General features: G+C 61.9%; 11 protein-coding genes. All 11 read right to left on the bottom strand.

Translation table 11 applies throughout. The features are described from left to right. Nucleotides 1–20 precede the first annotated feature (20 nt). The 11 genes from trpS to Q5H92_RS16880 all read right to left on the bottom strand — a co-directional run bounded on the left by trpS (nucleotide 21) and on the right by Q5H92_RS16880 (nucleotide 11921). Complete coding sequence (trpS, locus tag Q5H92_RS16830; protein ID WP_305012714.1) at nucleotides 21–998, bottom strand: tryptophan--tRNA ligase; 978 nt, start codon at nucleotides 996–998, stop codon at nucleotides 21–23. Between the two features lie 87 nt (nucleotides 999–1085). Next, nucleotides 1086–1691 carry a hypothetical protein gene (locus Q5H92_RS16835; RefSeq protein ID WP_305012715.1) on the bottom strand — a complete coding sequence of 202 codons (606 nt, stop codon included), beginning with the start codon at nucleotides 1689–1691 and terminating at the stop codon, nucleotides 1086–1088. Between the two features lie 30 nt (nucleotides 1692–1721). Further along, entirely contained in the window at nucleotides 1722–2468 is a 747-nt protein-coding gene (locus Q5H92_RS16840; protein ID WP_305012716.1) for a queuosine precursor transporter, read from the bottom strand. 129 nt (nucleotides 2469–2597) lie between these two features. After that, entirely contained in the window at nucleotides 2598–3509 is a 912-nt protein-coding gene (locus tag Q5H92_RS16845) for a ribonuclease Z (RefSeq protein WP_305012717.1), read from the bottom strand. Between the two features lie 108 nt (nucleotides 3510–3617). Beyond that, nucleotides 3618–3992 (bottom strand): STAS domain-containing protein, encoded by a 375-nt coding sequence (locus Q5H92_RS16850; RefSeq protein ID WP_168675310.1) that lies wholly within the window; start codon nucleotides 3990–3992, stop codon nucleotides 3618–3620. Between the two features lie 72 nt (nucleotides 3993–4064). After that, a complete protein-coding gene (locus tag Q5H92_RS16855; protein ID WP_305012718.1) occupies nucleotides 4065–4940 on the bottom strand; it encodes a DUF4198 domain-containing protein in 876 nt (291 codons plus the stop codon). A gap of 4 nt (nucleotides 4941–4944) precedes the next feature. Then, nucleotides 4945–5430 (bottom strand): hypothetical protein, encoded by a 486-nt coding sequence (locus Q5H92_RS16860; RefSeq protein ID WP_305012719.1) that lies wholly within the window; start codon nucleotides 5428–5430, stop codon nucleotides 4945–4947. A gap of 15 nt (nucleotides 5431–5445) precedes the next feature. Then, nucleotides 5446–7284: a glycosyltransferase gene (locus tag Q5H92_RS16865; RefSeq protein ID WP_305012720.1), complete on the bottom strand. Its 1839-nt coding sequence runs from the start codon at nucleotides 7282–7284 to the stop codon at nucleotides 5446–5448. A 227-nt stretch (nucleotides 7285–7511) separates the two neighbouring features. Beyond that, a complete protein-coding gene (locus tag Q5H92_RS16870; protein ID WP_305012721.1) occupies nucleotides 7512–8849 on the bottom strand; it encodes a carboxylesterase family protein in 1338 nt (445 codons plus the stop codon). 166 nt (nucleotides 8850–9015) lie between these two features. Then, nucleotides 9016–9912: a YitT family protein gene (locus Q5H92_RS16875; protein WP_305012722.1), complete on the bottom strand. Its 897-nt coding sequence runs from the start codon at nucleotides 9910–9912 to the stop codon at nucleotides 9016–9018. Nucleotides 9913–10025: 113 nt separating this feature from the next. After that, complete coding sequence (locus tag Q5H92_RS16880; protein WP_305012723.1) at nucleotides 10026–11921, bottom strand: alpha-amylase family glycosyl hydrolase; 1896 nt, start codon at nucleotides 11919–11921, stop codon at nucleotides 10026–10028. Between the last annotated feature and the right edge of the window lie 103 nt (nucleotides 11922–12024).

Consider the following 12024-nt stretch of genomic DNA (forward strand, 5'->3'; position numbering starts at 1 on the left):
CGCAATGACAAGCGGCGCCGCTACGCCGGGCCGTAGCCAACCTTCTGGCGCACTTTGGCCAACACGCCCGCGCCGTATTCCTGCGCGCGTTTCGCCCCAATGGCTAAAGCCGCATCCAATTCGGGTAGGTTATTCATGTAGAAATCGAACCGCTCGCGCTCCGTGGCAAAACGGCGCAGAATCAATTCGTAAAGCTCTTTTTTGGCGTGGCCGTAGCCGTAGCCGCCGGCCAGGTAATTGGCGCGCATCGTCTCAACCTCAGCCGGCGAGGCCAGCAACGAGTAGAGCTTAAACGTCACGTCTGTGTCTGGATTCTTCGGCTCTTCCAGCGGCGTACTATCCGAAATGATGCTCTTCACGGCCTTCAGCAGCTCTTTTTCGGGTGCGAATACGTCGATGATGTTGCCGTAACTTTTGCTCATTTTGGCGCCGTCTGTGCCGGGAATGGTCATCAACTCGGCATCGACGCGGGCCTGCGGGGGCACCAGCGTGTCGCCGTAGCGGGAGTTAAAAGCGTGGGCAATGTCGCGGGCAATTTCCAGGTGCTGAATCTGGTCTTTGCCCACGGGCACAAACTCGGCGTCGTAGAGCAGAATATCAGCCGCCATGAGCACCGGGTAGGTGAAGAGGCCCGCATTCACGTCCGATAACCGGTCACTCTTATCCTTGAACGAGTGCGCGTTGGCCAGCATCGGATAGGGCGTGAAGCAGCTCAGGTACCAGGTCAGCTCGGTCACCTGCGGCACGTCGGACTGCCGGTAAAACAGGTTTTTCTCGGTGTCGAAGCCGCAGGCCAACCACGCGGCGGCCACGGCGTAAGTATTAGCGCGCAGCACGGCCGGGTCGCGCACGGTCGTGAGCGAGTGCAGGTCGGCAATGAAGTAGAGGGTGTCGTTCTGCGGGTTTTTCGACAGCTCGATGGCGGGCAGGATGGCTCCGAGCAGGTTGCCCAAGTGCGGGCGGCCGGTGCTTTGAATGCCAGTAAGAATGCGGGACATGCGTGGGTTTTAGTTGTCGGTTGTTAGTTGTTTGTTGTCAGGCCAGCCATTTGGCTAACAACTGACAACGAGCAACTAACAACCAGATTAAGGTAAGCGCACGCCTTGGTTGTAGGCATGCACGGCGGCAGCGAGCTGGGCCCGACTGACGGCGTTGGTGGCAAATTGGCGTTGCAATACGGGGTCGGCCGGAAACAGGGCCGCGACGAAGCCGCCCGGCGCCAATTTTTGGTCGAACCCCGGCGTGCGGCCGGGACAGTATGCAAAGAACGTACTCGTGCCGGCTTTGCGCAGCACCGGCAGCTTCACATGGGCCTTAAAGTTGGGGCCCATTTCCACCTGGTAGTGGTAGCAAAACAGCTCCACCGGCCCGGTTTCCAGGATTTCAAGCAACGCAGGGTCTTTGAAATCCGCATCGGTGCCGCTCAGAAAACGGAAGTCATTCACCCGCACAAACCGGTGGCTTTCCACCGTGAAAGCCGTGATTTCAGCGGCGCGAAACCGGCGCTCCTTGCCGTTTTTTACGCCCACCATCATGGTCGGGCTGCCGTTTTCGGCCAGTTGCAGCTTCAGCGAGGCTTCTCCTTTCGAGCCGTTGGCTAATTGGTAAGTGCCCGGCGCAAAGTTGTATTGGGCGCGGGCCGCGGCGGGCAGCAGGGCCCCGGCCGCCAGCAGGAAGTAGGAAAGTCGCATGGCGATGAAAGGCCGGCGAGCCGAAAAAAGTTACACGCTCGCATTTACCACGGCTTCTTCCTGCAACTCGGCTGTTTCGTCCGGGCCCAGGTAGCGGTCAATCAGGAAATGCGCCAGATACAGCACCGGCGTGAGCAAAATGGCCGCCGCGAACTTGTACCAGTAATTGGTATTGGCCACGCTCAGCACCTGGTCCATCGACCAGTTACCGAACACATAAAACGCCACGTACAGCACCACAAACGAATCGACCAGCTGCGAAACCAGTGTCGAGCCCGTGGCCCGCAGCCACACGAAGCGCCCGCCCGTAGCCTTGCGAATGGCCGCAAAAATGGTCGCATCCATTACCTGTCCCACGCCAAACGCCACAATGGAGCCTGTGATAATGCCCAGCCCCTGCCGGAAAATACTCTGGTAGGCAAAATCGATGTTGAACGGCCGGCCCAAGTTATCGGTCTTATTTACATCGAGCCAGAAATCGGCCGGTGGCAGCTTGGTGGTGAGGTAGATAACACCAAAGGCAAACAGGATAAGCACCACCGTCAGGTAGCTGATGCGCAGCACCCCGGCCTTGCCGAAATACTCGTTGATGATATCCGTCGTCACGAACACCACCGGCCAGATGAGCACGCCGGCCGTAAGATTGCCGGGCAGGCCCATCAGCTTATCGGCCGAAAATATCTTGACGCCGATGATTTCGGCCAGCAGCGCATTCACCAGAAAAATGCCGCTGAGTACGAGGTAAAGCTGCTGCTTCTTGTGCGCGAAAGGAGTCATGAATATAAAATTTTGTCATCCTGAGCGTAGCGAAGGACCTTATCGCGGGCGAACGAACTATTCAACCTTGATAAGGTCCTTCGTCTCTGCTTTAATCGCAGAATGCTCAGGATGACAGGAGGATTGTTCTTACAAGCTCACCGTCAGCCCTTCTGTGGCCAGCTCGGCCTCGGGGTACACGGCCTGGGCTTCTTCCAGCAACGGTTCGAGGCCCTTGTAGCGGCTGGAAAAGTGGCCGATAAGCAAGCGCTTCACCGCGGCAGTCTCCGCCATCATGGCGGCCTGGCGGGCGGTGCTGTGGTGGGTTTGGGCGGCGCGCTCCCGCAGTTCTTCCAGGAAGGTGGCCTCGTGGTAGAGCAGGTCGACACCCTGGATGAGGGGGGCCAGGGCCGGGGTGTAGAGCGTATCGGAGAAGAAGGCGTAGCGGCGCGGCGGCGGTGCGGGCGCCGAAACATCGGCGTGGCGCAGGGCGGGGTGCTGGTCGTCGGCGGGCAGGTCTTCGCCCTGCGCCAAGCGGGCCAGCTGCTCGGGGCGCAGGCCGGGCGGCAGCTTTTCCTTCAGCAGGTTGGCCCGGCGCGGCTTTTCCACAAACAGGTAGCCCGCGCACGGAATGCGGTGGCGCATGGGCAAAGAGGCCACCGTAATCAGCTCGTCCTCATACACCACGGCGTGGGTTTCCGTATCCACGGCCGTGAACTCCATGACGAAGGCCAGGTGCATGTTCGAGACGCGGGCCTGGGTCACCAGCACTTCATCGAGGCCCGGCGGGCCGATGATGCGCAACGGCTGCGTGCGGCCCTGCAGGTGCATGGTGCCCAGCAGGCCGAAGAGCCCGAAATAATGGTCGCCGTGCAGGTGCGAGATGAAGATGGCGCGCAGGTGGTGGGGGCGCACGCGGTGCTCCAGCATCTGCCACTGCGCGCCTTCGCCACAGTCAATCAGATAGGTGCACGCGCCTACCGTGAGCACCTGGGCCGTGGGGTGGCGCCCCACCACGGGCGTGGCCGAGGCCGACCCTAATATCTTCAGCTCGAAAGTCATACGTATGAGAAAGCCGCAGGCTATAAGCTGCAAGCCGCAAGCTATTGTCCTGGCTAAAAGCAGAACAGCAGCTTGCGGCTTGCAGCTTATAGCCTGCGGCTAGAAGAATTACTCCTTGTCCGTCAGGTCGCGCTCGATGGCGTGCAGAAACACGCGGTCGATGCCTTCTTCCACGGTGGGCAGGATGTGTAGCACCGACTCCAGTTTGCTGATGGTGATGAGCTTGAGCACGTGGTCTTGCAGGCCGGTGAGGACCAACAGGCCGCCCGTGGAGTTGCACAAACGGTTGGCAATCAGGATGGAGCTCAGGCCCGACGAATCCGTATACTTCACATTGGTGAGGTCCAGAATCAGGTTGTTGATGCCTTCAGCGTTCAGCTTCACAAACTCCGATTTGAGGTCGGGCGCAACGGTGGTGTCGAGCTTCTTCTCCTCAATGGTGATGATGGTGTAGCTATCTTTTTTATCAATCGTGTACTTCATACAGCGTAAGCGAGGGGAGTAAGGGAACGGCGAAGGTAAATAAAAAACCCAAAATTGTGGGTGAAGCAACTACTATTTTGTGCCGGGCCGCGACGCCCCACCGGCCGGCCCCGCAAAAGTAAGCGAAGCCCAGGTAGATTGCCAGTCGGCGCGGTCGCGCAGCCGGGCGGGCGCGGCCGTCATATCCACGGCCGCCAGTAGGTAGGGACCAGGGCCTGACAACCGTAACAAAATCCGGCCGTTTTGGTTGGCGCGCATGGTAAAATGAGTGGTGGGCAGCCCGCCCGGCTGGCGCTGCCACACCTGCACGGCCGCCCCAAAAGCCGGTTTGCCATTGCGCAATACGCGAACGGTCAATGATTTATCCAAGGTCACGCGGTAGGGGTTTTGCTCGGGCACCAGCTCCAGGGGCAGGCCGTAGATTTGGCGGCAGGCGCTGTCGGTGGCGGGCGCGGTGGCGGCGGCTTCGCCTACCTGCACCAGGGCTTTGGCGCAGCGGCGGTAGGTTTCGCGGCCGGGCTTGGTCATTTCGTCGTTTTCCTGGCGCAGCTTCAGGGCGTAGTCGAGGCCTTCCTCGCGCAGGTAGGCGGTGAACTCGGCGGCGGGCAATTCGATGAAGGAATTGGTGGAGCGCATGAGCACCACGTGGGTGCCGGGCTGCGCAAAGGTGAAGCTGGTGCGGAAAGTATCGGTATCGGTGGCGTTTTGGGGCGTGAGGTTGGTGCTATCGGCGGGGGTGGGGCCGTAGCGCACCAGGCGCAGCACTTTGGTGGCTTTGGTGGTCCAGGGTTCGCCCTTGAAGTCGGCCCCGATGAAGGTATGCACATTAACTGTGGCGCCCGGCGAAAGGCGGAAGCGCGGGGCTTCGAGCCAGAACTCGTGGGCGAGTGCGGCAGTGGTTATTGATGCAATGCTGACTACCGCCAACGTATTCACGCTGTTGCGCATAAAATCAGATGGATGTTATGGTCAGTAGTTTTTCTCGTACTACGCCCGGTAAGTCGGCGGCAAAAACAGCATTTGCTGGCCGTGAGCGCTGAATGAAAATGAGTTCTTGACTGCTGTATTTTTCTAAATAGTTTGTCTCCACGGAGTGAGTATAAGTTAGCCCATCAAACGGGTAACTGTAAACCACGCGATAATAAGTCGTTCCATCAAGCTCTTGGCTCGTTGTGCGGGATGGTTCAAAGCTTCCGGTAACACGGCTGGCGTCGGCAGCAAGTGCCCAAAGCGCCTTATGCTTGTTTATGCTTTGGTAGATTAGAAATAGTCCAGAAATAATGAATGCGACTGCGAGCAATATCTCCAGTAGCGAATAGTCTGAATCGGACAGCTTGTCTATTAGGCCTACCGATGCTATGAGTGACATGCCGATGCCTATTGGAAGGCGGCCATCCCGCAACATTATTTCGAGCTTATCGCCAAAGGGTAGCTTCATAACCAGTGCCTTAGCCTACCGCCGTTCCAGCGCCAGCGCGTAGGCCCGGTCGTAGTACACGCGCAGGTTTTTCCAGTCGAAGAGTTCGGCGGAGCTTTCCACGGCGTTGCGCTGCATGATGCGCTCGCGGCGGCTGAGCAGCACGAAGTCCCAGAGCATGTTGCAGAGCTCCTCGGCCGATTCGTCGAAGGATTTTTCCTGGCGATGCACCACGAAGATGCCTTTGCTTTCGGGGTCGGGCACGTTTTGCAGGGCGTAGTCGCCGAAGCCCGACAGGTCGGAGGTGATGGCGGGCACGCCGCGGGCCACGCATTCGAGCGGGGTATAGCCCCAGGGCTCGTAGTAGCTCGGAAACACGCCCATGTGGCAGCCGCGCACAAACTGCCCGTACTCCATCCCCAGCAGCGGCGAGGCCGGCGACACGAAGTCGGGGTGGTACACCATTTTCACCCGGTCGTGCTTGTGGTTGAGCAGGTTGGCCCGGCGCATGAAGTTCAGGATGTCGTCGTCCTGGTCGTTCACCAGGTTGTGGGTGATGACGGGCGGCAGGGTGTTGGTCTTCCAGGTTTGGAGGGTGCGGCGGTAGCGCAGCTTCCAGTAGTCGTCCACCATGGCGCTGAGGTCGGGCAGCTTGTGGTCCTGGCTGGCGGCGGCGGCGTAGAACAGGCGCTCGCCTACCTGCCGCTCAATGGCCTGGCAGGTTTCGTGCACCTCATCCAGCAAGGCGCGACGCTCCAGCACCTGCGGGTTGATGCTGGTGTAGGGGCGTTTAGTGATGAAAAACATCACCACCTGGCCTTCCAGGCCGCTGTGCTGCAGGCGGTGATTGAGGCGCGCCAGGGCTTCCAGGGTCAGGTCGAAGCCCTTGTTGTGGTACTCGTAGCGGCCCGAGGTGAAGAAATACAGCGTCTTGTCCAGGTCGAAGGCGTACGACTGGAAGAAGTGCGCCATCACGAATTCGTGAATCTTGGCCTTGTATTGCTGGTGCAGGTTCTGAAACTCGTGCAAGGCCACGAACCGCTCGATGTTGAGGCCGTTGGGCAGCACCGCGTCCGGAATCCGGTCCAGCAAGTAAATGCATTCGCGCACCGTCAGCTCGCTTACGGTGGTGAAAACGTGGCTGCCGTGGGCGGCGGCGCGCTCCATCTTCACCGCCGACTCGATGTTGAAATGCTTGGCCTCGGCCTCCCAGTTCACCCACATGAGGTGGTCGTAGAAGGCCGGGTCGTTCATGGCCAGGTAGCGGCCCAGCAGCGTGGCGTGGGTGGTGAAGAGGAAGTGCGCGGGCACTTGCAGGCGGCGCAGCTCCGGAATGGCCACGCCGGTCATCCACTCGTGGAAGTGGCACAGCAGGCGCTGCTCGGGCTTCACCTGGGCTGCTACGTGCTGGAAGAAAACCGTGGTGAGATGCCCGAAAGCAATGACCTGGTGCAGCAAATCGTCGTTGTCCGGCGCTGGAATGCCGTGGCGGGCCCACAGGTCCGACTTCAGCTGGCCCAGCCGGCCGTAGGCCTGAAACGGGTTGATGAGCACCACGCGGGGCCGGCCCGTCACCAGCCAGGTACCAATCTGCACGTCGTAGCCCTGGGCGCGCATGGTCCGCACGGCCGCGCCGAATGGGTCGGCGGCGGTGTGGATTTCGAGGTCGTCGTAGGGCTCGAACTCGCCCTGGGCCATGTTGGGGAAGTAGGGGCCGAGCAGGCAGTACCGGTCGCCCCACACGGGCATGGTGGCCGGCACCTTCGAGCGAATAACGGTGTAGATGCCGCCCACCTGGTTGCAGACTTCCCACGCTACCTCAACGAGCAGCGAATCGGGAAACAGGGCTTCGGGGGCGTGGGCAGTGGTCTGCATGGGGGAGGGCGGGAATTGAGCGGCGAAGAGCGTGAGAAAGAACGTGGCGAAAGGTAAGCCGATTTAAGCCGCTCCTGCCAACTGTAGGAGGCTTTTTTTTGGAGGTTTTGGCCAATTTTTTACAGTGGAGGCCCCCTGTCATCCTGAGCGCAGCGAAGGACCTTATCGCGCTAGAACCGGTCGTTCTGCGGTTATAAGGTCCTTCGCTACGCTCAGGATGACAGACGTTATGCCTTTTCCACCTCCAGCACGCCCGGAATAGTTACCTTGTCCGGCAGCGTGCCGGTGCGGGCAAAATCGGCCCAGAGCTGCCGCACCTGCCGGCCGACGGCGTCGAATTCTTCCCAATCGGCCGTGCCCAGCAGCGGCGTGGCGGCCCAGCCGGCACGGTTGCCCAGCAGCAGCGGCAAATCGACCACGTGCGCGGCTCCGAACGGGCTGCCGGGTGGCTGGTAGGTGAGCACGAACCGCCAGGCGCGGCCGCCCGCCCGGGCCTGCCGCGCGGCAAATGCCCGCGCCGGCGCCAGGTAAATGCGGCGCGACGTAACCTCCGTAAGCAAGCGTACCACGCGGCCGCCCGCCAGCGGCAGGCGTTGCAGCCAATTAAACGTTGGGTCGATGACGGCGAAAAAGCGGGTTTCCTCGGCCGTGGCGCCGATGAGCACGTCGATGTGCGGGGCCACGGCGGCCCAGGTGGCGTCAATTTCGGTTTCGGGCGGAAGGGGCGCGGCGCCGTACTGCGGGCCGAAGGGCATCCCGCCTTTCAGGCCCTGCCAGCGGGCGGCTTTGACCACGGCGCCTTCGCGGGCCAGCACCTCAGCCACCGATGCGGTAGGTGAGAGCGGACCCACGGCCCGGCTCATGGCGCGCAGCATTCGCTGGCGGCCTCGGGTGAGGCCCAGCGGCGCGCTGTGCAGCATCACACGCCGGAACAGGCTGGCCGCGCCTGCCGTCAGCATCAGCTGGGCAATGGCATCGGCGCCCGATGAGTGGCCGAACATCGTCACCAAAGCCGGGTCGCCGCCAAAGGCGGTAATGTTGCGCTGCACCCAGCGCAAGGCTTCCAGCAAATCGAGCAAGCCCAGGTTCGGCGGGGTGCTGCCGCTGCCCAGAAACCCAAACAAGCCCAGCCGGTACGTCACGGCCACGAACACCACGCGCTGCTCGGCCACCCAGGTGGCGGGGTCGTAAATGGCCAAGTCGCCCGCGCCAGATACATAAGAGCCGCCGTGCACCCACACGATGACGGGCAAGCCCTCAGCGGTCCGAAAATCGGCGGGCAGGGTAATGGACAGGCGCAGGCAGTCTTCGTCAAAGCTGAGAGCGGCAAACAGGTCGCCCATCACCTGGTCCACGCGCGGGTCGGCCAACTGCGGGCAGGCGGGGGCGGGCGCCGTGGCCTCAATGGGCTCTGTGGCGGGCGGCTCCGGGGTGGGTGGATGAAAGCGCGCGGCGCGGGCGTAGCGGATGCCCGTGGCGCGCAGCACCGGCCCGTCGGCCCGGCCGATGATGGTGCCGGCGGGGGCGGTGAAGTGGGAGGCGGTGAAGTGGGGGGCGGGAAGCAAGGAGGAGAACCTGGGAATTGGGATAGATGTAGGGAAAAACAAGAACGTCATGCAGAGCGTAGCGAAGCATCTTTACCGCGCAACGCAATCCAATCAACAGGATTACTATTGCGAGCAAGATGCTTCGCTGCGCTCTGATGACGTTCTTTTTGCTCAAAAAGCTACCCTAGTGCAATGCCCGCTTCTTGATGATGCCGCCCTGCGCGTCATCAATGCGGTATTGGACGATGAAGGCTTTGGGGTCGACTTCCTGCACGGCCGTGCGCAGGCCCGGCAGCTCCAGGCGCGTTACCACGGTGAAGACGATGTCGCGCTCGATGCCCATTTCGCCGCGCTTGCCGTAGCCCGATTTTCCCTGGTACATCGTGACGCCCCGGCCCAGCTTTTCGGTGATGACCTTGCGGATGGCGTCGCTGTATTCCGACACGATGGTGACGCCCGTGTATTGCTCGATACCGTTGAGCACGAATTCCAGCACGCGGGCGGCGGCGAAGTAGGTGAGCATGGAATAGAGGGCCGGCTCGGTACCCAGCACCAGCACCGCCACGCCGAAGATGACGACGTTGAGAATCAGAATTAAGTCGCTGACTTTGAGCAGCACCAGGTAGCGGCTCACGAGCAGGGCGGCAATTTCGGTGCCGTCGAGCACGGCCCCGCCGCGCATGGCCAGGCCGATGCCGGCGCCGATGAACACGCCCCCGAACACGGCGGTGAGCAGCAGGTCGTGCGTGACGTCGGGGAAGGGCACCAAGGCCAGCACCAGCGCCAGCCCGCCAATGCCCAGGGCGCTGCGTAAGGCAAAGCGTCGGCCCAACTGGTTATAGCCCAAGGCAATGAATGGCAGGTTGATAACCAGAATCAGGATGGAGAGCGGCAGCCGGAAGGCCGCCGCCAGCAGCATCGAAACGCCGGTTACGCCGCCGTCGATGAAGTGGCTGGAAAGCAGGAAGGATTTGAGCCCGAACGCGGCCGAAATCACGCCGATGATGATGAACAGCGCGTTTTTTAGTTCGGAGTTGGGGACGTTGTTGAGTTGAACGGCAGGGGAGTCAGTTGGGGTCATAAGCAGGAGGGGCGGAGAGGCACGAAACCTCAGAACGTGGGTGGTACAAAATGCAAGAACGCCATGCGGCGCGGGCCACATGACGTTCTGCTATACGGGAAGCGGGCCAATTGTTACCCTTCCTGCGACAAAATGAGCACCGCGTACGGCGCCACCCCGATGCTGCCGTGCCAGGCGTAGCCGTCGTATTCGCCGGCCTCGGCCTCCAGGCCAAAGCTGTTGAAATCACCAAACTCGCCGTCATAGCCGCTCCAGTCGCTGTTGAAGCGCACCGTCCAGCGGCCGGGGCCGGGCAGGCCGATGGTGTAGTTTTCGCGGGCCTGGTTGGCGAAGTTGGCCAGCACCACCGTGGTGTCGCCAGGGTTGTTTTCACCCTCGGCCCAGCGGGCGTAAGCCACCAGCTTTTCCGTGTTATTCACATGGAAAACGTGGGTATGCTGCCCGCCCAGGCCGCGCGTCGAGCCCCGGAAGTTGCGGCGCAGCGCAATCAGGTCGCGGTAGAGGTGCACCAGGCCGCCGCGGGCCGTGGCGTGGGCCCACACCAGCGGCTCAGCGTCGTTGAACTCGCCATCGGCCAGGAATTCCTGCCCCTGAAAAAGCATCGGGATGCCCGGCGCCGTGAGCACCAGCGCGGCGCCCAGCGTGGTGCGCTTTTTGGCGAAATAATGGTCGGCCGCGCCGGGCATGATTTCGTCGGCCACGCGGTGCTTGCCGTTGGCCACCTCGTCGTGGCTTTCGGTGTAGATGACGCGGCGGAAGGCGTCGTCGTTGTAGCTCTCCGAGAGGGCGTTGGCCACGGCCTGCATGTTGCGGTCGGCGTCGAAGGGCGTGGTGAGGGCCTCTACAATAGGGTACACAAACGAGCTGTCCCACTGCGAATCAAAGCCCTGCCCGCCCTTGGCCACGCTCTCGGTGATGCCGGCGTTGCCGCGCATGTCCTCGGCGATGGTGATTTTCCAGGGCATGGTCTGGTCGATTTCCTCGTTAATCCAGCGCATCAGGCTCCAGCCCTCGGGCAGGTCGTCGCCGGGGTTGTCCTCGCCCTTCACGTTGCGGATGAAGGCGATGGCATCGGCCCGCAGGCCGTCGACGCGGTATTCCTGCAGCCACATCAGGGCGTTGTCGCGGATGTACTGGCGCACCTCGGGGCGGCCGTAGTCGGGGCGGTTGTGGCCCCAGGGCGTTTCGGCCTTCCAGTCGTTGTAGAAGTAGATGCCGCCGCCGTCGTTTTCGCTCCAGCCATCGAACTGCCACAGGTCGAGGTCACCGGGGCCGAAATGGTTGTACACCACATCGAGCACCACGGCAATGCCGTGCTGGTGGGCCGCTTTCACCAGTTGCTTGAAGGCCACGGGCCCACCGTAGTCGCTTTCCAGCGCAAACGGATTCGAGGGATTATAGCCCCACGAGCGGCTGCCCGGAAACTCGGTGGCCGGCAGCAACTCGATGCAGTTGATGCCCAAATCGCGCAGGTAAGGCAGCTTTTCGGCCACTTCGGCGAAGGTGCCCACCTTGTCGGCATCGGGGGCGTTGAAGGTGCCCACGTGCAACTCGTAAATCACCAGCTCGTTCCAGGCCGGCATCTGGAAGTTGTCCTCGGCCCAGTCGAAATTCGGGTCGTGCACCACCGACGAGCCGGCCGAATTGGTGACCTGGCGGGCGTAGGGGTCGTTGCGGTCGAACTGCTGCTTGCCGTTGGTAAGGTGGTATTTGTACTCGTCGCCGGGCTTGGCGCCGGGCACGTCGATGGCCCAGTAGCCGTCGGTTTCGTGGGTCAGTGGGTTGGTTTCGGCGTTCCACTCATTGAAGGTGCCCACCACGGAAACGGCGTCGGCGTGGGGCGCCCACACTCGGAAGGTGGTGCCGCCCTCGTGGGGCACGGCGCCCATGCCAGGCTGCGGCGCGGGCCCGGTGGGCTGGGCGCTGGCTGGGGCGGCGGGCTTGGTAGAGGTGGTTTTGGAAGGGGTTTTGGCGCGGGGCGCGGGTTTGGAGTCGGAAACGGTTGGCATTGAAAAGAGCGAAGCCCTCTGCCCGGGAAGCCGAAAATGCGGCCGGTGCGGAACAAGAGGTAGGTGGGCAATACGCATCTGAGCAACTTTCGGCCAGCTCAAG

The sequence above is a fragment of the Hymenobacter mellowenesis genome, assembly GCF_030581005.1.
Lineage (GTDB): Bacteria > Bacteroidota > Bacteroidia > Cytophagales > Hymenobacteraceae > Hymenobacter > Hymenobacter mellowenesis.

Coding starts and splice junctions, on each gene's coding strand:
- trpS (WP_305012714.1), bottom strand. CDS start 998: ATGTCCCGCATTCTTACTGGCATTCAAAGCACCGGCCGCCCGCACTTG.
- Q5H92_RS16835 (WP_305012715.1), bottom strand. CDS start 1,691: ATGCGACTTTCCTACTTCCTGCTGGCGGCCGGGGCCCTGCTGCCCGCC.
- Q5H92_RS16840 (WP_305012716.1), bottom strand. CDS start 2,468: ATGACTCCTTTCGCGCACAAGAAGCAGCAGCTTTACCTCGTACTCAGC.
- Q5H92_RS16845 (WP_305012717.1), bottom strand. CDS start 3,509: ATGACTTTCGAGCTGAAGATATTAGGGTCGGCCTCGGCCACGCCCGTG.
- Q5H92_RS16850 (WP_168675310.1), bottom strand. CDS start 3,992: ATGAAGTACACGATTGATAAAAAAGATAGCTACACCATCATCACCATT.
- Q5H92_RS16855 (WP_305012718.1), bottom strand. CDS start 4,940: ATGCGCAACAGCGTGAATACGTTGGCGGTAGTCAGCATTGCATCAATA.
- Q5H92_RS16860 (WP_305012719.1), bottom strand. CDS start 5,430: ATGAAGCTACCCTTTGGCGATAAGCTCGAAATAATGTTGCGGGATGGC.
- Q5H92_RS16865 (WP_305012720.1), bottom strand. CDS start 7,284: ATGCAGACCACTGCCCACGCCCCCGAAGCCCTGTTTCCCGATTCGCTG.
- Q5H92_RS16875 (WP_305012722.1), bottom strand. CDS start 9,912: ATGACCCCAACTGACTCCCCTGCCGTTCAACTCAACAACGTCCCCAAC.
- Q5H92_RS16880 (WP_305012723.1), bottom strand. CDS start 11,921: ATGCCAACCGTTTCCGACTCCAAACCCGCGCCCCGCGCCAAAACCCCT.